Source organism: Streptomyces sp. NBC_00425 (assembly GCF_036030735.1).
GTDB lineage: Bacteria > Actinomycetota > Actinomycetes > Streptomycetales > Streptomycetaceae > Streptomyces.
In genome coordinates this window covers 26,510-47,452 of sequence record NZ_CP107928.1, presented here as the reverse complement: position 1 = coordinate 47,452, position 20,943 = coordinate 26,510, and the positions used below count along the sequence as shown (strand labels likewise).

The 20,943-nt window shown below is 71.5% G+C and carries 17 protein-coding genes; 10 read left to right on the top strand and 7 right to left on the bottom strand.

Annotated features, from left to right (window positions below):
• Positions 1-8: 8 nt before the first annotated feature.
• Positions 9-2,417, bottom strand: a complete 2,409-nt coding sequence (locus OHS82_RS00220; RefSeq protein ID WP_328432901.1) for a helix-turn-helix transcriptional regulator — start codon at positions 2,415-2,417, stop codon at positions 9-11.
• A 373-nt stretch (positions 2,418-2,790) separates the two neighbouring features.
• On the opposite strand from OHS82_RS00220, the gene OHS82_RS00215 reads away from it, so the two are divergent.
• From OHS82_RS00215 to OHS82_RS00195, 5 genes are all read left to right on the top strand, one after another.
• Positions 2,791-4,200 (top strand): MFS transporter, encoded by a 1,410-nt coding sequence (locus OHS82_RS00215; RefSeq protein WP_328432900.1) that lies wholly within the window; start codon positions 2,791-2,793, stop codon positions 4,198-4,200.
• Between the two features lie 77 nt (positions 4,201-4,277).
• Positions 4,278-5,891 (top strand): acyl-CoA carboxylase subunit beta, encoded by a 1,614-nt coding sequence (locus OHS82_RS00210; RefSeq protein WP_057578411.1) that lies wholly within the window; start codon positions 4,278-4,280, stop codon positions 5,889-5,891.
• Positions 5,888-6,139 (top strand): acyl-CoA carboxylase epsilon subunit, encoded by a 252-nt coding sequence (locus OHS82_RS00205; RefSeq protein ID WP_057578409.1) that lies wholly within the window; start codon positions 5,888-5,890, stop codon positions 6,137-6,139. The genes OHS82_RS00210 and OHS82_RS00205 overlap by 4 nt, the downstream gene beginning before the upstream one ends.
• 108 nt (positions 6,140-6,247) lie before the next feature.
• Complete coding sequence (locus OHS82_RS00200; protein WP_328432899.1) at positions 6,248-8,146, top strand: 2-oxoacid:acceptor oxidoreductase subunit alpha; 1,899 nt, start codon at positions 6,248-6,250, stop codon at positions 8,144-8,146.
• Positions 8,139-9,221 carry a 2-oxoacid:ferredoxin oxidoreductase subunit beta gene (locus tag OHS82_RS00195; RefSeq protein ID WP_328432898.1) on the top strand — a complete coding sequence of 361 codons (1,083 nt, stop codon included), beginning with the start codon at positions 8,139-8,141 and terminating at the stop codon, positions 9,219-9,221. The genes OHS82_RS00200 and OHS82_RS00195 overlap by 8 nt, the downstream gene beginning before the upstream one ends.
• A gap of 191 nt (positions 9,222-9,412) precedes the next feature.
• On the opposite strand, the gene OHS82_RS00190 is transcribed toward OHS82_RS00195, so the two are convergent.
• Entirely contained in the window at positions 9,413-10,882 is a 1,470-nt protein-coding gene (locus OHS82_RS00190) for an FAD-dependent monooxygenase (protein WP_063894259.1), read from the bottom strand.
• 396 nt (positions 10,883-11,278) lie between these two features.
• On the opposite strand from OHS82_RS00190, the gene OHS82_RS00185 reads away from it, so the two are divergent.
• Complete coding sequence (locus tag OHS82_RS00185) at positions 11,279-11,968, top strand: S8 family serine peptidase (RefSeq protein WP_328432897.1); 690 nt, start codon at positions 11,279-11,281, stop codon at positions 11,966-11,968.
• A 28-nt stretch (positions 11,969-11,996) separates the two neighbouring features.
• Here the strand turns inward: OHS82_RS00185 and OHS82_RS00180 are convergent, their stop codons facing one another.
• Positions 11,997-12,593 (bottom strand): CGNR zinc finger domain-containing protein, encoded by a 597-nt coding sequence (locus OHS82_RS00180; protein WP_055634467.1) that lies wholly within the window; start codon positions 12,591-12,593, stop codon positions 11,997-11,999.
• A gap of 122 nt (positions 12,594-12,715) precedes the next feature.
• On the opposite strand from OHS82_RS00180, the gene OHS82_RS00175 reads away from it, so the two are divergent.
• Positions 12,716-13,834: an MFS transporter gene (locus OHS82_RS00175; RefSeq protein WP_443061759.1), complete on the top strand. Its 1,119-nt coding sequence runs from the start codon at positions 12,716-12,718 to the stop codon at positions 13,832-13,834.
• On the opposite strand, the gene OHS82_RS00170 is transcribed toward OHS82_RS00175, so the two are convergent.
• The 3 genes from OHS82_RS00170 to OHS82_RS00160 are packed head-to-tail and all read right to left on the bottom strand — an operon-like array spanning position 13,835 to position 16,163.
• Positions 13,835-14,698, bottom strand: a complete 864-nt coding sequence (locus tag OHS82_RS00170) for an IS5 family transposase (protein WP_328432895.1) — start codon at positions 14,696-14,698, stop codon at positions 13,835-13,837.
• Between the two features lie 37 nt (positions 14,699-14,735).
• On the bottom strand, positions 14,736-15,149 hold the full coding sequence (locus tag OHS82_RS00165) for a hypothetical protein (protein WP_328432894.1): 414 nt from the start codon (positions 15,147-15,149) through the stop codon (positions 14,736-14,738).
• Between the two features lie 3 nt (positions 15,150-15,152).
• The gene (locus OHS82_RS00160) at positions 15,153-16,163 is read right to left on the bottom strand and encodes a DUF6192 family protein (RefSeq protein WP_328432893.1); all 1,011 of its coding nucleotides are present in this window, start codon (positions 16,161-16,163) and stop codon (positions 15,153-15,155) included.
• A 577-nt stretch (positions 16,164-16,740) separates the two neighbouring features.
• Between OHS82_RS00160 and OHS82_RS00155 the strand changes: the two genes are divergently transcribed.
• Complete coding sequence (locus OHS82_RS00155) at positions 16,741-17,403, top strand: S8 family serine peptidase (protein ID WP_328432892.1); 663 nt, start codon at positions 16,741-16,743, stop codon at positions 17,401-17,403.
• Between the two features lie 571 nt (positions 17,404-17,974).
• Here the strand turns inward: OHS82_RS00155 and OHS82_RS00150 are convergent.
• Positions 17,975-18,964, bottom strand: coding sequence for a helix-turn-helix transcriptional regulator (locus tag OHS82_RS00150; RefSeq protein ID WP_057578402.1), 990 nt, complete (start codon positions 18,962-18,964; stop codon positions 17,975-17,977).
• Positions 18,965-19,057: 93 nt separating this feature from the next.
• On the opposite strand from OHS82_RS00150, the gene OHS82_RS00145 reads away from it, so the two are divergent.
• Both OHS82_RS00145 and OHS82_RS00140 read left to right on the top strand, forming a co-directional pair.
• Positions 19,058-19,456 (top strand): VOC family protein, encoded by a 399-nt coding sequence (locus OHS82_RS00145; RefSeq protein WP_057578469.1) that lies wholly within the window; start codon positions 19,058-19,060, stop codon positions 19,454-19,456.
• A 307-nt stretch (positions 19,457-19,763) separates the two neighbouring features.
• Entirely contained in the window at positions 19,764-20,495 is a 732-nt protein-coding gene (locus tag OHS82_RS00140) for a DUF7873 family protein (RefSeq protein ID WP_057578400.1), read from the top strand.
• Positions 20,496-20,943: the final 448 nt, after the last annotated feature.

The following is a 20,943-nucleotide window of genomic DNA, read 5'->3' as shown; positions in this document are numbered from 1 at the left end:
CCGGCCGCCTACGGGGCGCCCGGCCCGGTCCCGCTGCGGCCGACCGCATGAGCGACTTCTGCCCGAGAATTTACTCCGAGTTTCTTGAATATGCGGCTCATGTGCGTTTCGACGGTTTTCGTGCTGATGCCGAGGTGAGCGGCAATGCGCTGGTTCGTGTATCCGGCGGAAACCAGATGGGCGATCTCCGTCTCCCGGGCACTCGCCGCCGCGAGCGGAGAATTGGCGGGCCGACCGGAAGAGCGGCCTTTCTTTTCCTCGGCGATCCCGTTCGCGAAGGAAAGCATCCATGAATTCCCGTGGCCGGCCGAGACGGCGGCCGCGAGTTCGCCCGGGAATTGTGCGGCGTCCTGGTCTCCGCATTCCCTGCGGGTGCGCGCGAGCCCGAGAGCCAACGGGGCAATGGCATGCCCGTGGCCGAGGAAAAGAGCCGCGCGCAGTCCCCGCTCGAATCGAGGAGCGGCCCGCCCGGGCATGCCCAGACGCAGTTCCGTCTCGCCCAGCCACCGGCAGGCCTCCAGACGGTCGACCCAGTGCGCGCCCTCCGCCGCGCCGCCCGGCGTCCCCCCGGCGGGCCCTGCGCCCGCGTCCGCTCCCGCCGCGCCCGCGCCCAGCGCCCGGTCCACGCGATCGGCCGCATCGCGCGCCGCGGCGGTCGCGCCGCCCAGCACGTGCGCGGCGCCGAGCAGGGCGGCCACCGCGAGCCCCGGCCCCGCCTCGACGTCCTCGGACACCGCCCGCACGGCGCGCTCCACCGTTCCCGCCCCGGCGCTCACGCCGAGCTGAGCCATCTCCACGGCCAGCGCCAGCCGTTCGGCCCGCACCCCCCGCCCTCCGTCGCCCGCCTCCATGCCGCGCGGGGGCGCGTCGAGCAGCGCCCCCGCCTGCGCGTACCTGCCGAGCCCGCGCAGCCCGCGCACCCGCCACAGCACCGCGTCCGCGGCGGTCGCGTCCGCGGCGGCCGGCAGCCGGTGCCACGTCGCGGCGTACAGCCGCTCGGCCGCACCCGGCTGCCCGGCCAGCACCAGCGCCTCGGCCCGCCACAGCGCCGGCTCCACCGGATCGCCCAGCACCGCACCGGCCCGGGCCAGCGCCCGGGCCGCCCGGGCCGGCTGGCGCCACAGCGTCTCGCGCGCCGCCTGGGCCAGCACCCCCGCGTCGTCCGCCGTCAGCGCGTCGCAGTCGACGAGATGCGCCGCCAGCGCGAGCGTCTCCCCGGCCGCGCGCAGCGCCGCGACCGCCCGCAGGCGGGCCGCGTGCCGCCAGCCCGCCCCCGACGCATGGTGGATCCGGGCCCGGACGGCCGGCCGGACGAAGCGGAAACGCCGCCCGTGCGCGTCCGGCACCACCAGACTCTCGGCGTGCAGCGCGTCCAGAGCGCACAGCACGTCGGACTCGGGAAGCTGGGCCGTCGCGGCGACCACCGACGGCAGGAACGAGTCGCCGACCACGGCGGCCGCACACGCGGTGCGCCAGCCCAGCGACGACAGGCAGTGCAGATCGAGCCCCCGCGCCGCGGCGGCCGACGGCGGTACACCGGTGGCCACTTCGAGCACGCCGTACACGCCGCCGCCCGCCCCGCCGGCACCCGCGCCGCCGCCCGTTCCGCACGACGGCCCGCCCGCGCCCGCCCCGCCGAGCAGCCCCGGCACCCCGCCCGCGTCACGCAGCGCCACGGCCACCGCCACCGGGCCCGGCCCCGCGGGCAGCAGCGCCCGCATCCGGTCGTCGGACAGCGGCGCGAGACGCAGATGGTGCAGGTTCGGGGCCTCGTAGGCCAGGGCCGTCAGATGCCGGTCCGCGGGGACCGCACGGTGCGCGAAGACGGTCAGCACCGGAGCCCTCGGCGGACAGCGCACCAGGTACTCGATGAAGTCCGTGGTGAGCGCGCAGGCCCGGTGCGCGTCGTCCAGGACCAGCAACAGGCCCCGGCCCGAGGCCAGTTGGGCGACGGCGGCGCGCAGCGCCCGCAACAGGCCGTAGTGGCCGGCCGCCCCGTCGGCCATCCCGCCGGTCATCGCGTGGGCCGTCCCGTCGGCCGCCTGCGGGCCGTGCAGCGAGGGGAAGACCGCCGCCAGCCGCCCGGTGGCCGCCGCGCCGAGCTGCTCGAACAGCGAGCCGTCGGCCCGGGCCAGGACGTCGTCCAGCGCGTCCACGACCACCTCCAGCGGACGCGTTCCGCCGCCGCGCGGGATCCGGCCCGCCGCGACCGTCCAGCCGTCCCGCCGGGCCGAGCGGACCAGGCGACGCAGCAGATGGGACTTGCCGACCCCCGGCTCACCGCTGACCCGCACCACCTGCGGGCTCTGCCCCGACAGGGTCAACCACCCACGCAACAGGCCCAGTTCGGCATCCCGCAGGAACACCGGACCCCCGAGCCGGGCCGCTGCTCCAGGCACTGGCGCCGCTTCCGGCACGACAACCTCCTTGCGCGAATATCCGCCAGGAAAGAGTGCCCCGCCCCGAGGAGCCGGCCAAGTCGCGGCCGCTGTCCACACCTTGCCTGGCAGAAAGTCCGCCCCGGGCGCGGAGCCCTGCCGAAATGTCGGGGAGAACCCTGAACGGCCCCACGACACGGACAGCGAAGGTCTCCCGAATGCTTTGACATCTGAAGGGAGAACAGATGCGAACAGATGCGGGCATGCTTTACCTGAACCTTTCACGCTCTCCGCCCCACCCGCGCTCCTGGAGTTCCTCTCAGGGGAAACCCCGACTGGCGCACCGGCCGCCCCGCGCACACCCTCGGTCGCGTTCTTGCGTGCCCGATTCCTTATCCCGCGGAGAGTGAAAGTGCCCACCCCCAGCAGCGTCCGGCTGCGAATCGGCTATGCCTGCGGGGCCCTGGTGACTGGCGCGTTCACGACGCTCCCAGGGCTCCTGCTGCTCCCCTACCTCACCGACACCCTCGGCGTGGGCGCGGCCCTCGCCGGATGCGTCGTCCTGATCCCCAAAGCGTGGGCGGTGCTGCTCACCCCCCTCGCCGGCCGCGCCGGCGACCGCACCCACGCCAGACGAGGCAGCAGACGACGCCACATCCTGACCGGCGGCCTCGGCGCCGCCGCCGGATTCGCCGCGATGCTCGCGGGCGTCACCGACGGCGCCGCGGGCGCGGCCTGGACAGGCCTCGGATTCCTCCTCACCGCGACAGCCTTCGCCTTCTTCCAGGCCGCCTACGCCGCGCTCCCCGCCGACCTCGCGGACAGCCCGCGCGAACGGACCCGGCTGGTCGGCGGCCGGGTGGCGGGCATCGCCGTGGCCGCCCTGACCATCGGCTCGGCCGGACCCGCCATCGCCGACGCGGACGGCGGCAGCCTCGCCGGACACCGCTGGGCCGGCCTGTTCGGCGCCGCCGTCATGGCCGCCGGAGCCCTGGCCGTCGCCTTCGGCCCCGCCCACACCCGCCCCGCCCACACCCGCCCCGCCCACACACGCCCCGCGGCCCCGCCCGCACCCCCCGCCCCACCCCGCACGGCGGACGGCGCCCACCCCGCACGCCGGCTCGCCCTGCTGCGCGAGATCCCCGCCTTCGCCGCCCTGCTGCGCACCACGGCCCTCCAGATGGCCGCCACCGGCTGCCTGCTCGCCGCGGGACCGTACTTCGCCGAACACATCCTGCACGACCCCGACCTGACACCCCTGCTCGTCGCCGCGTTCGTCCTGCCCAACCTGCTCGTCGTCCCCCTGTGGACCCGCTTCGCCGCCCGCCACGGACACCGCGCGGGACTCCGCACGGCCTGCGCCCTCTTCGCCGGCGGCTGCCTGCTGCTGGCCGCCGCGCCCGCCCTGCCCGCACCGTACGCACCCGCCGTGCTGCTCATCATCGGCACGGCACACGCCGGCCAACTCCTCTTCCTCTACGCGATGCTGGCCGAGACCACGGCCCACGACAGCGCGCACACCGGCCGCAACCGCGTCGGCGCGCTGTCCGGACTGTTCAGCGCAGCCGAGGCCCTCGGCATCGCCGCCGGACCCTTCCTGGTCGCCCTCGTAGCGCTCCAGCCCTTCGGCTACACCCCCTCCACCACCGGGCAGGCGGCCCACCAGAGCGCCACCGCCCAATGGGGCGTCCTGGCCGCGATGTCACTGCTCCCGGCCCTGCTCACCGCCGCCGCACTGCTCCTCCTGCGCGACCGGCGCCCCGGCACACCCGCCCCGACCATCGCGCAGACGACCGGCGAGCTCGCACAACCCCGGCTTTAGGCGGCGGATCGACGCTCGGTGCCGCGCCACCCACCCGAGCCGGCGCACCCGTGTCGAAGAGGGGCCTTCCATTGAGCATGACCGACGAAAGGCCGGTGAGGGGTGCGCAGGCGCCGCCGAAACCCGCGACGACCCGCCCCACCTCGCTGCGCGAGCGCACCGCCGAACTCGTCGCCCTGCGCGAGCAGGTGGCCCGCGGACCCAGCGAGCAGGCCACCCGGGCCCAGCACGACAAAGGCAAACTGACCGCCCACGAACGCCTGCGGCTCCTCTTCGACGAAGGGACGTTCGTCGAGATCGAAGGACTGCGCCGGCACCGGGCCACCGGATTCGGCCTGGAGTTCAAAAAACCGCACAGCGACGGCGTGGTCATCGGCTGGGGCCGGGTGCACGAGCGCACCGTCTTCGCCTACGCCCACGACTTCCGCATCTTCGGCGGCGCACTCGGCGAAGCCCACGCAGCGAAGATCCACAAGGTGATGGACCTCGCCGAGGCCGCCGGCGCCCCCGTCGTCGGCCTGTGCGACGGCGCCGGCGCCCGCATCCAGGAAGGCGTCACCGCACTCGCCGGATACGGCGGCATCTTCACCCGCAACGTCCGCAACTCCGGAGTCATCCCCCAGATCTCCGTCGTGCTCGGCCCCTGCGCCGGAGGCGCCGCCTACTCGCCCGCCCTCACCGACTTCGTGTTCATGGTCCGCGGCACCTCACAGATGTTCATCACCGGACCGGACGTGGTGCAGGCCGTGACCGGCGAACACGTCACCCAGGAACGACTCGGCGGCGCCGACAGCCACGCCGCCGTCTCCGGCGTCGCCGGCTTCGCCTACGACACCGAGGAGAGCTGCCTCGAGGACGTCCGCTACCTGCTGTCGTACCTGCCGTCCAACAACCGCGAACTGCCCCCGCCGGCCGACGCCGACGACCCCGCGGACCGCCGCTGCGACCGCCTCCTCGACCTCGTCCCCGCCCAGCCCAACCAGTCGTACGACATGCGCGAGGTGATCGCCGAAGTCGTCGACCACGGCGAGTACTTCGAAGTCCACGCCGGCTGGGCGCAGAACGTCGTCTGCGCGTTCTCCCGCCTCGACGGGCAGGTCGTCGGCATCGTCGCCAACCAGCCCGCCGCCCTCGCCGGCGTCCTCGACATCCACGCCTCCGAGAAAGCCGCACGCTTCGTCCAGTTCTGCGACGCCTTCAGCGTGCCGCTGGTGACCCTCGTCGACGTGCCCGGCTTCCTCCCGGGCGTCGACCAGGAACACGGCGGAGTCATCCGCCACGGCGCCAAACTCCTCTACGCCTACTGCAACGCCACCGTGCCCCGCATCTCCCTCGTCCTGCGCAAGGCCTACGGCGGCGCGTACATCGTGATGGACTCCCGCTCGATCGGCGCCGACATCGCGCTGGCCTGGCCCTCCAACGAGATCGCCGTGATGGGCGCCGAGGGCGCCGCAGGCGTGATCTTCCGCCGGGAGATCGCCGCCGCCGACGACCCCGACGCCGTCCGCGCACAGAAGATCAAGGACTACGAGACCGAACTCATGCACCCCTACTACGCGGCCGAGCGCGGCCTCGTGGACGACGTGATCGACCCCGCCGACACCCGCTCCCGGCTCATCACCGCCCTGTCCATGCTGCGCTCCAAACACGTGCCGCTGCCGGGACGCAAGCACGGGAACCTGCCCCTGTGAGCGCCGGGAGGAACAACCCCGAACCCGCCACCGAGCAGGCGCTCGCCCAGGCCTCCCTGCGGATCCTGCGCGGCAACCCCACCCTGGAGGAGGTCGCGGCGCTCGCCACCGCCCTCGCGGCCCGAGCGCGCACCGCGAGCGGCGGCCGCCGGCCGCACACCCCCGCAGGCCCGGCCGACCCGACGGCGCGCACCCGCCGGCAGCGACCCGGCGAGGACTTCAGGGCCCCCGGGGCATGGGCCTCGTGACCCCACGCCCCCCGGCCCCGGACCCGCGCCGCAAACCCGTCGCCCGGACCGGCGCCCCCCGCACCCTCGCCGCCCCCATCTGCGCAAACGACACGTAGGGGAACAACCATGTCCACGGTCAACGAAGCACCCGCCGCGCAGACCGCGACCCGGCACAAGGACGTGCGACGTCTGCACCGGGTCGTCATCAGGTTCGCGGGTGACTCCGGCGACGGCATGCAGCTCACCGGCGACCGCTTCACCTCACAGACGGCCTCGTTCGGCAACGACCTGTCGACACTGCCGAACTTCCCCGCCGAGATCCGCGCCCCCGCCGGAACCCTGCCGGGCGTCTCCTCCTTCCAGCTGCACTTCGCCGACCACGACATCCTCACCCCCGGCGACGCCCCCGACGTCCTGGTCGCGATGAACCCGGCCGCACTGAAGGCGAACATCGCCGACGTCCCCCGCGGCGCCGAAGTCATCGTCGACACCGACGAGTTCACCCCACGGGCGATGACGAAGGCCGGCTACGCGACGTCCCCCCTCGAGGACGGCTCACTGGACGGCTACCGCACCCATCCGGTGCCCCTGACCACCCTCACGGTCCAGGCGCTCAAGGAGTTCGACCTCTCACGCAAGGAGGCCGAGCGCAGCAAGAACATGTTCGCGCTCGGTCTGCTGTCGTGGATGTACCACCGGCCCACCGAGGGCACCGAGAAGTTCCTGAGGTCGAAGTTCGCGAAGAAGCCCGACATCGCGGCCGCCAACATCGCCGCGTTCCGGGCGGGCTGGAACTTCGGGGAGACGACCGAGGACTTCGCGGTGTCCTACGAGGTCGCGCCGGCCGCGCAGGCCTTCCCGGCCGGCGTCCACCGCAACATCTCCGGCAACCTGGCCCTGTCCTACGGCCTGATCGCCGCCTCCCGGCAGGCGGATCTGCCGTTGTTCCTGGGCTCGTATCCGATCACGCCGGCCTCGGACATCCTGCACGAGCTGTCGAAGCACAAGAACTTCGGCGTGCGCACCTTCCAGGCCGAGGACGAGATCGCCGGGATCGGCGCGGCGCTGGGCGCGGCCTTCGGCGGCAGCCTGGCCGTCACCACGACGTCCGGTCCGGGCGTGGCCCTCAAGTCGGAGACGATCGGCCTCGCCGTGTCACTCGAACTGCCCCTGCTGATCGTGGACATCCAGCGCGGCGGCCCCTCCACCGGCCTGCCCACCAGGACGGAACAGGCGGACCTGCTCCAGGCGATGTACGGCCGCAACGGCGAGGCCCCGGTGCCGATCGTGGCCCCGCGCACCCCCGCCGACTGCTTCGAGGCCGCACTGGACGCCGCCCGCATCGCCCTCACCTACCGCACCCCCGTCTTCCTCCTCTCCGACGGCTACCTCGCCAACGGCTCCGAGCCCTGGCGCGTCCCCGACACCGGCCGACTCCCCGACCTGCGCACCCAGTTCGCCCAGCACCCCAACCACACCCTGGCCGACGGCACCGAGGTGTTCTGGCCCTACAAGCGCGATCCGCACACCCTGGCGCGCCCCTGGGCGATCCCCGGCACGCCGGGACTGGAGCACCGCATCGGCGGGATCGAGAAGCAGGACGGCACGGGCAACATCTCCTACGACCCGGCCAACCACGACTTCATGGTCCGCACCCGCCAGGCCAAGATCGACGGCATCGACGTCCCGGACCTCGAGGTCGACGACCCGCACGCCGCCCGGACCCTGGTACTGGGCTGGGGCTCCACCTACGGCCCGATCACCGCGGCCGTCCGCACGCTGCGCGCCGCCGGGACGCCCATCGCGCAGGCCCACCTGCGCCACCTCAACCCCTTCCCGCAGAACCTGGGCGAGGTCCTCGGACGCTACGACAAGGTGATCGTCCCCGAGATGAACCTCGGCCAGCTCGCCACCCTCATCCGCGCCCGCTATCTCGTCGACGCCCACTCCCACAACCAGGTCAACGGCATGCCGTTCAAAGCCGAGCAGCTCGCCGCGGCGCTCAAGGAGGCCATCGATGACTGAGACGTCGACACACCACCCCGGCGGCACGACCGACGCGCTCGCCCTCGTGCCCAAGGCCGAGGCCCGGCAGTCCATGAAGGACTTCAAGTCGGACCAGGAGGTGCGCTGGTGCCCGGGCTGCGGCGACTACGCGATCCTCGCCGCCGTGCAGGGCTTCATGCCCGAACTCGGCCTGGCCAAGGAGAACATCGTCTTCGTCTCCGGGATCGGCTGCTCCTCGCGCTTCCCGTACTACATGAACACCTACGGCATGCACTCCATCCACGGCCGCGCCCCCGCCATCGCCACCGGCCTGGCCTCCTCGCGCCGCGACCTGTCCGTCTGGGTCGTCACCGGCGACGGCGACGCCCTCTCCATCGGCGGCAACCACCTCATCCACGCCCTGCGCCGCAACGTCAACCTCAAGATCCTGCTCTTCAACAACCGGATCTACGGCCTCACCAAAGGCCAGTACAGCCCGACCTCCGAAATCGGCAAGATCACCAAATCCACCCCCATGGGCTCCCTCGACGCACCCTTCAACCCGGTGTCCCTCGCCATCGGAGCGGAGGCCTCCTTCGTCGCCCGCACCGTCGACTCCGACCGCAAGCACCTCACCGACGTGCTGCGCCAGGCGGCCGCCCACCCCGGCACCGCGCTGGTCGAGATCTACCAGAACTGCAACATCTTCAACGACGGCGCCTTCGAAGTCCTCAGGGACAGGCAGCAGGCGCAGGAGGCCGTGATCCGCCTGGAACACGGCCGGCCGATCACCTTCGGCGCCGACGCCTGCCAGGGCGTCGTCCGCGACCCGGCCACGGGCGAGATGAAAGTCGTCGCGGTCACCGAGGACAACAAGGCCGACATCCTCGTCCACGACGCGCACGCCGCGTCCCCGACCACCGCCTTCGCCCTCTCCCGCCTCGCCGACCCCGACACCCTCCACCACACGCCCATCGGCGTCTTCCGCAGCACCGAACGAGCCGTCTACGACACCCAGATGTCCCGCCAGCTCGACGACGCCGTCGAACAACACGGCAAGGGCGACCTCGCCGCGCTGCTGGCCGGCGGCGACACCTGGACCGTCGCCGGCTGAACCGGCAGACCCCCTCACCACCGCCGGGAGGCACAACGCCGTGCCCCCTCGACGCTGCCCAGCGGCCCGCACACCACCTGCCGCACCGCCGACGCGGCACGCGCGGCACTCGCGCAGGAGCCCACCGCACGGGCGCGGCGCCCCGCTGGGGAGCGCCCCCGCCCACCGCGCCGAAGGCGCCGCCGCCGGTTTCAGCCGAACCAGGTCTTGACGGCGAGCAGCAACCGGTCATGGGCGTCGGCCGGCCCGAGCCAGGCGATGTGCCCGTCCGGGCGCACGAGCACGGCCTGCGCGCCGAGCTCCGCGGACGGCTCGGCCGCCACCACGTCCAGCCGGTCCGCCCACGCCGACAGATCCGGCAGAGTGCCCTCGCCCGACCGCCCGGGCCCCAGGACCAGACCACGCCCAGACGACAGCAGGGGCCCGGCCGGGACGACCCCGTCCGGCGTCCTCAGGGACACCTCGGGCAACACCGCCCCGAGCAGCGGGTGAGCCGGCCCGCCGTCCCCCGCGAAGGGGTAGCGGACCTTGGTCACGTACTGCACGAGAAACGCGTTGACCTCGTCGGACCGCATCAGCTCGGCGAAGATCTCACGCAACGGGGCGGCCTGCTCCAGCGGCGTCTGCAGCGGAATCTGGGCGAGCGCCCGGCGACAGGCCCGCTCACCGACCGGCCGGCGCTCGTCGTCGTACGTGTCCAGCAGCCCGGCCGGGGCCCAGCCGCGCACGGCGGCGGCCAGCTTCCAGCCGAGGTTCACCGCGTCGTGCACGGCGGTGTTCATCCCGTGCCCGGACGACGGCGGATGCGGATGGGCTGCGTCCCCCGCGAGGAAGACCCGGCCGACCCGGTAGCGCCGCGCCAGCCGGGTGGGACTCCCGTACCGTGTCATCCACCGCACGGCCCGCAGGTCCGGAGCCCGCCCGGTGATCCGCTCGATGGTGGAGCGGATCTCGTGGACCGTCACCGGCACGGCGCCGCCCGGCGGCTCACGGTCGAACTCGACCGTCATCAGCCGCACTTCGCAGGGGTCGGCCGGATTCACCGGCAGCACCCCGAACTGGCCGTCCGGATACGAACCGGCCCTGAACAGCGCCTGGGACTCGTCGTCCACGACGACGTCGGCGATGACGCCGTAATAGGAGGGGGCCAGCACATCGAAGTCGAACCCGGCGGCCTGCGCCACGGCGCTGCCGGGCCCGTCGCACCCCACGACATACCGGGCGCGCATCCGGCCCGCGCCGTCCCGCCCGGCCACCGTGAGCGTCACCCCGGCCGCGTCCTGCTCGAGGCCGACGACCTCCGCGCCGAGACGCACCTCGACCCCCAGCTCGACCGCGCGCTCGCGCAGCAGCTGCTCACTGCGCCACTGCGGCACGATCAAGTCGTAGTCCGTCTTGGCGAGTTCACCGTCGATGTCCCGGTAGACGAGACCGAAGTGCGACCGGCCCCACGTGGGGGTGTCCGGGCCGAAGAAGCGGCCCGCCAGCCCCCGCATCCGCAGAAAGTCCGCGATGTGCGCGTTGAGGAGCATGCCGCCCGAACGCTCGGGCAGCTCGTCGCGGCGCTCCAGGACAACGGTGGGAACCTCGGCCAGCCCCAGCTCGCAGGCGAGCATCAGACCGGCCGCACCCCCACCGACGATGATCACAGGATCAGACATGAACAGCAGCCTCCGCCACCGCCCTTAAGCCCGGACAAAGCCCCCGACGCACCCCTCCCGGGCGCCCGCCGACGCCCAGGACCGTGCACGTGCAGGGCCACCGGCCTCAGGCCGGGACGCCGCCGTGCCGCGAGAGGCGCGGCACGCCGAGCAGTACGCGCGCCTGGCGGCGCCGGTTCGCCGACCTGTGCCTGCCGGGCCAGGCCCGCTGGTGGCCCACGCGCGCTCCTGAGCCCTGCGCCCGGTCGTGGGATTTCCGGCCGGCTGACGCACGTCTGGTCTACCAGGGCAAGGAGGACACGCTCCGAAATACCTAATGTCTTATCTTGTCGGGTTTGGTTGCCGGGTCTATCGGAGGATCGAGTGGGACTGTCAGGAAGAACATCCGTCCACAGGATGCTGGCCGCGTGCGCCGTGCTGTCGGCGATCGCGGCCACCGCGGCCGTGACCGGCCCTGCGCAGGCAGCCGAGCCCGCACCGGCGCAGCGGTGGATCGTGCAGCTGAAGGACACCGTCACCGATCCGGGCAAGGTCGCAGAGGAGCAGACGAAAGGCCTGGCGCGCGACGGCCGGAGCAGACTCCGGCACGTCTACAACGCGGCCGCGGACGGGCTGGTCCTCAAGGGCTACGCCCTGGAGGCGACCGCGGAGCAGATCGCGTCCATCCGCGCCGATCCCCAGGTCGCCGCAGTCGAACGTGACGAGCAGGGATCCGTGCCCGAGCCCGTTGCCGGTCCGGCGCCGAAGCCGCCGCAGCAGCGGACGGGCAGGCCCGGGCAGGGCGGCGTCCTGCATGCGGGCGACCCCTTGCTGGCCGGGCAGTGGGGCCTGTTTCGGATCGGTGCCGTGGCCGGCGGCGAGCGCGGCTTCACCCTGCCCTCCCCGGCCCGGGTCGGGGTCGCCGTGCTGGACACCGGCATCGACGTCAACCACCCCGATCTCCGGGTCGCCGGGAGCGTGAACTTCTCCGGCGCGGCCACTGCGGACGACTTCTACGGTCACGGGACACACGTCGCAGGCATCGTCCAGGCACTCAGTAGGTGTTTTTCAACCCGATGCCGCGTTGGCGAGCAGCTCGTCGAGTGATGCCTCGTGGGGCTCTGATCCGAGTCCCCTACTTGGTTTCGTTCGATTGTTCGATGGAGTGGGAGTGCCGGTGGGTTGCGACTCGTTCGCGGGTGGCGCATCGGCGGGAGCAGTAACGGCGCTCCGGGCCGCTGCCTTGGGCGATGAAGACGTTCTGGCAGCTAGTTGAGGCGCAGATCCTTCCCGGCGGGCGTTGGCGGTCCCAGACGAGGACGGTCAGGGCCATGCAGGAGGAGGCGAGGAGCCACTCGTCCCAGGCGGCGTTGTCGTCGTGGTCCAGGTGAGGATGCCAGGGGGTGTTGCCGCCGTGCGAGGTCAGGCGGAGCGGTCCGGTGTGGTCCAAGAGAAGGCGGTTGAGGGTGGCCGCGGCGCCGTCCGCGTGCTCGGCCGCGAAGACTTGCCGCAGTAGGTCAGCGGCTGCGCGCATCCCGGCAACATCCCGAGTCGTGAGTTCGATGGGGTCAGCCTCACCGTATGCACGAAGCACGCCGGCGACGGCGATTGGGTCAGGGTGCTCGTCAGCGAGGGCGTTGATCAGGGCGGCGGTGCGCCGAGCCGTGGTCAGCACGGAGTGCCGAGTGGACCAGTCGTCGCTGTTGAAGGACACCTGCGGAATGTAACGCATCTTGCTGAGTTTTGAGTTACCTCCGTAACGTCTTGTCGATGACAAAGCGTTACTCACTCCGCTTCTATCTCGCTGGAGCAGTGGCAGCTCGTGCGGGGGACGAGATGTCGGGACCGTCGCTGATGCTGGCAGCATTCGCCCTGGCCGGATCGGCCGTCGACGCGTCGTCGCTGCTCGCGGGCATCACGATCTCTGCTGCGGTGGGTGGGCCGGTGCTCGGAGCGCTCCTTGACAGAGCCGGACGGCCGGGACGCCTGCTGACCGGGGCCCTCGTCCTGTATGCGGCGGGGCTGGGGATGATTCTCGCGGGACTGGGCCGCTTGCCGTTCGGTGTCACCATCGTGATCGCTGTGGTGGCGGGGCTGCTGGGGCCGGCCCTGTCGGGCGGATGGACGGCCCAGCTGCCCCGTGTGGTGCTGGGCGACCGCCTGCCCCGGGCAAACGCGCTCGATGCCATGACGTTCAGCGTGGCGAGTCTGGCCGGTCCGGCTCTCGCAGGGGGCGTTGCGGAGACGCTGGGGGCCTCGACGGCCGTGGTGGTCTCCGCGGTGCTCATCGGCTTGGCGCTGCCCGCTGCCTGGATGCTGCCCGCCCGTTCCGGCCGGACGCAGGGTGCTCAGGCAAGCTCAGTGGTCAGTGATCTCGCTGCTGGTCTGCGAGTCGTCGTCGGGAGACCGTCATTGGCCCGAGCGACCCTCACCTCGGTCCTCTCGTGCTTTGCTCAGGGCATGCTGGCGGCCTGTATTCCGCTCCTGGGCGAGCGCGTCCTGGGCGGAGCCGGCCGCGGCGCGGTGCTGCTCTCCTGCACGGCGATCTCCGCGATGATGGCCAACGCCGTACTCGCGCGGTTTCCACGTGTGGTCGCCCCCGACACGGTTATCTGGGTCAGTGCCCTTGTCCAGGCTGCCGCGTTGTCCTTGGCCATATGGGGTCAACCAGCCGTGCTCATCGTGGCCGTACTCATCGCCGGGATCGGTGAGGGACCTCAATTGGCTGCCTTGTTCGCAGTCCGCCACCGGGAGGCCCCTGAACGACTGCGCGGGCAGATATTCACCACCGGCGCCAGCTTGAAGATCACCGGATTCGCCCTGGGGGCGGCGGTTGCCGGACCGGTCGCGACCCGGTCCCTTCCAGGCACCTTGGCGCTCGCAGCGAGCGTGGCAGTCCTCGCCGCACTGGGATTCTTCGCTGTCCCGTCGGCATCTGCCACCCCGTCCGAGGACCGTGCGAGATCGGATTGATCAGGCGCGGGCTGCCGGAGGCTTCTTGGTCCACTGGCTGGTGCGGGGGCTCTTTCGGGTGAGGCGCCGGGTCATCATGGTGATGAGTGCCCAGTTCAGGTGGGCTTCGGAGTGCTGGGGAAGGCGTTCGTAGTCGCGCGCGTTGCGGCGGGCGTTCATGCACCAGCCGATCGTGCGCTCGACTTTCCAGCGGCGGGGCAGGACGACGAAGCCCTTGGCCCCTTTGGGCCGGGAGACGATGCGGAGGCTGAGCCAGAGGCGTTCGCGGGCCCAGCCCACAAGTTCACCGGCGTAGCCGCGGTCGGCCCAGACCTGGGTGATCTGCGGCTGAGTGAGGCGCAAGCGCCAGAACACGTCGCGGGCGGCGTCGCGGTCCTGGATATCGGCGGGCGTCACCGTGATCATCACGGGCAGGCCGAGGGTGTCCACGGTGATATGTCGCTTGCGGCCGTTGATCTTCTTCGCGGCGTCGTAGCCACGGCTGTTCCTGCCAACGGTGGAGGCGCCCTTGACCGACTGGGAGTCGACGATCAGCGTGACCGGGTGCGGGCAGCGGCCCTTGCCGGTACGAATTCGGCGGCGGAGCTGGTCACGGATGTAAGTGACGACCCCGGCCCGGTTCCACCGCCAGAAAAACCCGTAAACCGTCTCCCACGGAGGGAAATCCGCAGGCAGGGCCCGCCACTTCGCGCCGTTGTCGACGATGTAGCGGATGCCGTCGACGATCTCCCGCCGGGGCCACTTCTCCGGATGCCCGCCGGTCTTGGTCTGGCAGGCCGGGACGGGCAGCAGGGGTTCCAGCAGTGCCCATTCGGCGACGGAGGTGTCGGACGGGTAGCGGCGGCGACGGGGGACAGCGGGCATGGAGGGCTCAGCAGGGGTGATCGGCGGTGGGCAGAGGCTATTTGGAGAGCTGGGCAAGAGTGGCGCGGACGCCGGTGAGTTGGGCGGTGGCGAGCTGGGCCCATTCGTCGTCGGGGTAGCGGGCCAGGTGCGGATCGAGCGTGCCCGTGATCACCCGGGTGAGGCGGCCGAGGATCTGCCGGAATTGCCGCTTGTCGTACTCGATCCAGTCCGCGGGGTCGTCGGAGAACATGAACCCGTCGCGGCGTGTCCATGTGATCGGCGTCAGGTTCTCCGCGGCGACGACGTCGCGGACGTGCCGGATGCCGCGGCCGATCTGCGAGCGGGTCAGGCGGGTGGCGGCCATGAGCTGGTAGGTGTGCAGGCCGGCGGGGCGTGCTTCCATCAGGGCGACGCGGACCAGGTCGCCGTAGTGCTCGGACAGCGGCCGGGCCTCCCGGCGTCGCGGCATGGCCTACTCGCCCTTGAGCAGCTGGACCAGCTGCTCATCAAGGGTGAACTCGCCGTTGTCGAGGGCTCCTTCGAGCCAGTCCGCCGCGGCGCGGACCCGGCCGATCTGCCGGCGGACGGTCTCACGTTCGTCCTCGGTGAACTCCTGCCCCCGCAGCTGCGGGACCAGGCGGCCCAGGGTGGCTACGAAGTTGTGGCAGGAGCCGACCAGGTCGAGGTACTCGATGGTGTGCTCGATCGCGCGGACGGCCGGGGTGCGCTCCCGGATCCTGTCACGTGTCTCGTTGGAGTTGTCGAACTGGGCGCGGTTGACGAGCATCCGGGTGGTGTCGTCCCGCATCGTCTTCCGGGCGACATCCGGGCGGCGCAGCAGACTGCTGGTGACCTCCTGCGCGACGGTGTCGTCCCGGGTCAGCTCCGTGACGACCCGCACCCGTTCGGCCGGAGTGACGTGCTCGGTGACCGCCGGCCGCTTCAGCAGGTCGGTGGCGACCTGGGCGGCGACCTCGTCATCACGGGTCAGGTCGGCCACGGCCTGGACCTTCTCATCCACCGTGACCGGCCGGTCGACCCGCTGGCCGACGGCCCGCTTCGCGCCGTCCGGCGTCCACTGCCTCGCCCCCGTGCGCGGGTTGAACGGCGCGTCCTCGATCGCCGCCCACCGCTCGTCCTCGTCCACGACCGACGCGAGGATGCGATGAACAGTGAACGACACGCCCTCCCTGCGGCGCTTGGCCGGCCACCGGTTGGCGGTGTAGCGCCAGTCCTCCACCGTCCGGCGCTCCACCCCGATGTCGTCCGCGAACATCTGCAACGACTCCGTCACGGTGAACAGGTCGTCCGTGCCGTTCGGCATCGACCCGCCCACCGCCCTCATCGGCTCAATCTCCAACGCCATGTCACCGAGGGCAAATTGCGAGCGGGCGATCTGCGCGATCAGTTCCTTCGCCCGGGTGACGAGCTGTTCGTAACGCTGCCGGGTGACGTTCCCGATTCGGTCGGTCACGTCGGTCATGATGACCACCGTCCTCGCCCGGGTCCGGCCCAGCCGCCACGACGGGACCGATCAAAGGGGCGCCGGCCCCGGTCACTGTCCACCGTGACGCGCGCGCGACACGCCGGGGCAGGGCGTGAACCAGGGGCGCTCGAAGCGCTCGGCAGTCGCTCCCAACTACCTTGCAAATCCTGGGGTGTTGGAGGTGTTGGCGAGGCGTTCGGCTATGGCGTTTCCGTTACGCCGTTCCGTGACGCCCGCCGCTGGCGGCAGGCCCGTACCCGGCAACGGTCCGAGCAGTACACCGCCGCCTTTGACCGCTCCACTCCTACCGTCCACGACCGCCCGCAGACCGGGCACTCCGCCTGCTCTCCCCGCTGCATCGCCATGACCCGCTGGCGAGTCTGCTGAAGCCTCCGCCACCGTCGTGACCTGCACCGCCCCGAGCAGAACACCGCCTCCGCCGCCATCGTCTGCGGAAGCGGATCACCGCACTCCCGGCAATACCGCCGAGCCGTCCCGCCAACCCCCACGACTCAGATCATCCAGGCGTAGCCACCTCACGGCCAGGGATCAAAAACACCTACTCAACAACAGCGTGGGAGCGGAAGGCGCCGCACCCGGCACCCGGCTGTGGAACGTCAAAGTCATCAAGGACGACGGCTCACTGCTCAACTCCGACCTCATCGCCGGACTGAACTGGCTCGTCCAGAACGCCAAGGCCCACAACATCCGGGTCGCCAACCTGAGTCTGAGGACCCCGGACAGCCTCCTGCTCCACCAGGCGATCCGCCTGGCCGACCGGGCAGGCGTCACCCTGGTGGCCGCCGCGGGCAACGACGGCACCACCGCCCCGAACTACCCGGCTGCCTACCCGGAAGCAATCAGCGTGGCCGCCACCACCGTGTTCAACCAGAAGGCCGGCTTCTCCAACCACGGAGCATCCTGGGTCGACATCGCGGCCCCCGGCGCCGGCATTCTCTCCACCCTCCCCACCCACCCCACGCCCCCGGGCGAAGACTACGGCTTCGAAGACGGCACGAGCATGGCCACGCCCTTCGTCTCCGCCGCGACAGCGCTGTGCCTGACATCCGGACACTGCCGGGGTGCCGTCGGTGACATCCGGCGGACACTCGGCCGGGACTCGCTGCCCATCGCCGGCACCGGCACCGAGTACCGCTACGGACTCGTCCAGGTCGCCTGCTACTGGCAGACCGCCCTCCGCTGCTCGCGCACGAACACCGCCGACAAGGTCTCCTGACGACGCGGTCCCGTGCCCGGCCGTGTGCCCGGGACCACGTCGGGCCGGCCGATCGGGGCCGGCGAGCGACCGGGCGAGGACTGCAGCCCCAGGCCGGCTCCTCGTCCTGTGGACGGGGACGGCGTCCTCATCCGGATACTCGCCGTCCTGCCCGTCGCAGAGGACGAACCCGTCGGCCGAACGGACGGACCAGCCCGGCGAGGGACACAAGTACGGCCGGACGACACGCAGTTGGTGTAACGGCTGTGGTGACAGCAGCGACAGGGCCGCGACAAGGAAGCCCACAACGGTCGGCGGCCCTGTGCGGTCTCACTGTGCGTGGGCGGCGCCGACCGGCCGTCCCGTCGTGAGACCAGCAGGGGGAACACCATCATGAGACCGCGGCCTGTGCCCCTGACCTGAACGGCCGCCGGCGTGGCCGACCCGCGGGCCGGCCACGCCCACGGCCCCGCAGCACGACCTTCCCCCCCCCGGTCCGGATCCCGTCCACGGCATCCCGGTACGCCACGTGAACGCGATCGCGTCGATCACCTCCCCGGCCGTGCCGTCTCAAGACATGGGTTCCTCGCCGTCAGGCTCGGCGGGCGCAGGACGTGAGGCGATCGGCGAGCGCGATGACGAGGTCGCGCAGTTCAGCGGGCCGCTCGATGACAAACGGCCGGTCGAGTGAGGCGAGTGTCCGAGGCAACCAGTCGAGCCGCTGCGCCCGCAGCTCGACGCGCAGCCAGCGCTCGGCCGCCGCGTCCTGGCCGGCCGCGGGCTCGTGCTCCTCCAGGCTCGCGACGCCGGCGGGCAGGTGCGCGCGGATCTGCTCGACTGTCCCGTGGATCCGCAAGGTCACCTCGTGCTGGTACTCGGCCGTGGCGAACCCTGACAACACGCGCTGCGCCGGATCGGCACCCACGGGCGCTTCGAATGAGCCGGGCAGGGTCCTCGCGTCCGCGATGCGATCGAGCCGGAAGGTCCGGTCCTCGCCGACCTGGGCGTCCTTGCCCGTGACGTACCACCGGCCCGCATGGGCGACGATCCCGTACGCGTGCAGGGTGCGTTCGCTGCGCCGTCCGTCGCGGTCGGTGTAGCGGATCGAGACCGGCCGACGGTGGCGCACCGCATCGGCGACGGTGAGCAGGAGCCCGGTGCCCGGGTGATCCAGCTCGCCGGGCTGATCCGTGAAGGCGAGAGCTTCCAGGAGGGCGTCGAGCCGGCGCGCGATGTGCTGGGGCAGCACCCGCCGGATCTTCGCCGACGCCGTCTCGTTCGCCGTGCGCTCCGCCGTCGTCAGCCCCGCCCGGCGGCCGGCGACCAGACCGAGCAGCACGGCCAGCGCCTCGTCGTCGCTGAGCATGAGCGGAGGCAACCGGTACCCGGGAGCCAGCCGGTACCCGCCGTAGCGGCCGCGCACCGACTCCACGGGCACGTCCAGGTCGATCAGCTGGCCCACATACCGCCGCACCGTGCGCCCTTCGACGCCGAGACGGTCGGCGAGCTCGGCCACAGTCCGGGTGCCGCCCGACTGCAGCAGCTCCAGGAGCGTCAGTACGCGGCCGGTGGGTCGTGGCATGTTCGCAGCCTAACGCGAATACAGGACCGATTCTGTCCCCTATTTCTCCTAGCCTGCGACATGTACGCCCCCAGCACGGCCAAGGAGATTCCCATGGACTTCGTCTCGATCCGCATCATCACCAGCGACGTCGCACGCCTCGTCGAGTTCTACGAGCGAGCCACAGGGATGCAGGCGACACGGGTCACCGAGGACTTCGCCGAACTCAGGACCGCGGGCGCGACCCTCGCGATCGCCGGCACCCGCACGGTCCCGCTGTTCGCCCCGGGCTCTGCCCGCCCGGCGGACAACCACAGCGTGATCACCGAGTTCCTCGTCGACGACGTGGACCGCGTTCACCAGAACCTGACCGGCTTCGTCACCGACTTCGTCAACGAGCCCACCACGATGCCCTGGGGCAACCGCTCGCTGCTGTTGCGCGACCCCGACGGCAACCTCGTCAACTTCTTCACCCCCGTCACCCCGGCGGCCATCGAAAAGTTCGCACGCTGACACCACGCACAGCCGCTCACGCGGGAGCCCCGAGACCCCAGGGCTCCCGCGGAGCCGCGGCCGCCGAGTCCAGCAGCGCCACCAGCAGAGGACACCGCAGCGCACCGCCGGCCCCCGAAGGACGGCTGCGCCTCTGCCTGCGGGTCGACGCCGGACGTCCGATCGCACACGTCGCTGCGGAAGCAGGGTCGGTGACCTTCGCGCCCCGGTCCGGGCTCACACTCGCCGCCCCGCCCTCTCAGGCGGAAATGACGGGGCAGGCGTTTAATCGGATGTGCGTGCGGCGCGGGGTTGTTAGGTTCGCCGTGTGCCGAAGCTGAACCAGATCATCGCAGTCGAAAAGGGCGTCAAGTCCAAGGCCCTTCAGGAGCTCACCCAGGCTCACCAGGACGTGCAGAAGCCCGCCCTGCTGGCCGGCATCTCCCGGACCTACCAGCCCAAGGACGAGGAGGGCGAGCAGCTGCCGCCCGAGTCCACGCGGGTGCAGATCAAGGCCGAGGACGCTCTGCGGGCGACCGCCGGGACGCTGACGCGGCTCTTCGACGTGACCGCGACGAAGGACTGGGCGAACCGGTCCGCGGCCGCGGACGTGGTGGTCGACGGTACGGTGCTGTTGCCCCAGGTGCCCGTCCCCTACCTGTTGTTCCTGGAGAAGCAACTCACCGACCTGCACACCTTCGTGCGCAAGCTGCCAGTGCTCGACGCCTCCGAGTCCTGGAACCTGGACCCCTCGACGGACTCGTGGAAGACGGACCCGGTGCGGACCATCCGCACGAAGAAGGTTCCGCGCAACCACGTGAAGGCCGAGGCCACGGAGAAGCACCCGGCGCAGGTCGAGGTGTACTACGAGGACGTCCCGGTCGGTTACTGGACCACGGTGAAGTTCTCCGGCGCGCTGCCGGCCCGGCGGGTCAACGAGCTCCTCGACCGTGTTGAGAAGCTCCAGCAGTCCGTCAAGTTCGCCCGCGAGGAGGCGAACAACACCGAGGTCACCGACCAGCGGGTCGGCGACGCGGTATTCGGCTACCTGTTCCGGTAGCCTCCACACACGCCCTCCGTCGCGAGCGGAGGGTGCGCGATGAGCGCAAGCTGAAACTGATGTTGAAGCTGATGAAGGGGTGTCAGTTGGGGGTTCGAATCCCTCTCCCCGCACCACGTGCGGGGGTGGCCCAAGCCTGGCAGAGGCGGCCCCGTGAAACTCAGATTCTCGCTCCAGTCTCAGTATTCGCCGCCGAACACCGGATCGACCGAGCGTGGGCGAACATCGACGGATGGGGGTTCAAGTCCCCTCGGCGCCTCTCTCGTGGCGCTGTAGTTCAAAGGCAGAACACGTCGATCTCAACATGACCCGCGGTTCTTAAACGCCGTCGGTGTGCGCAAATGGGTGGCAAGCTGGAGCCCGGGAGCTGGACATGCTTCCGGGCTCCGTCACGTTCCGGCCCGCGGCTTGTGCTGTGCGACGCGAGGGAGTCGTCCTCTTCGCGGAG

Excerpts from the sequence above, each read along its gene's own strand:
- OHS82_RS00210 (WP_057578411.1), top strand. The coding sequence starts at position 4,278 with ATGACCGACGAAAGGCCGGTGAGGGGTGCGCAGGCGCCGCCGAAACCC.
- OHS82_RS00200 (WP_328432899.1), top strand. The coding sequence starts at position 6,248 with ATGTCCACGGTCAACGAAGCACCCGCCGCGCAGACCGCGACCCGGCAC.
- OHS82_RS00195 (WP_328432898.1), top strand. The coding sequence starts at position 8,139 with ATGACTGAGACGTCGACACACCACCCCGGCGGCACGACCGACGCGCTC.
- OHS82_RS00190 (WP_063894259.1), bottom strand. The coding sequence starts at position 10,882 with ATGTCTGATCCTGTGATCATCGTCGGTGGGGGTGCGGCCGGTCTGATG.
- OHS82_RS00185 (WP_328432897.1), top strand. The coding sequence starts at position 11,279 with ATGCTGGCCGCGTGCGCCGTGCTGTCGGCGATCGCGGCCACCGCGGCC.
- OHS82_RS00180 (WP_055634467.1), bottom strand. The coding sequence starts at position 12,593 with ATGCGTTACATTCCGCAGGTGTCCTTCAACAGCGACGACTGGTCCACT.
- OHS82_RS00175 (WP_443061759.1), top strand. The coding sequence starts at position 12,716 with ATGCTGGCAGCATTCGCCCTGGCCGGATCGGCCGTCGACGCGTCGTCG.
- OHS82_RS00170 (WP_328432895.1), bottom strand. The coding sequence starts at position 14,698 with ATGCCCGCTGTCCCCCGTCGCCGCCGCTACCCGTCCGACACCTCCGTC.
- OHS82_RS00165 (WP_328432894.1), bottom strand. The coding sequence starts at position 15,149 with ATGCCGCGACGCCGGGAGGCCCGGCCGCTGTCCGAGCACTACGGCGAC.
- OHS82_RS00160 (WP_328432893.1), bottom strand. The coding sequence starts at position 16,163 with ATGACCGACGTGACCGACCGAATCGGGAACGTCACCCGGCAGCGTTAC.
- OHS82_RS00150 (WP_057578402.1), bottom strand. The coding sequence starts at position 18,964 with ATGCCACGACCCACCGGCCGCGTACTGACGCTCCTGGAGCTGCTGCAG.
- OHS82_RS00145 (WP_057578469.1), top strand. The coding sequence starts at position 19,058 with ATGGACTTCGTCTCGATCCGCATCATCACCAGCGACGTCGCACGCCTC.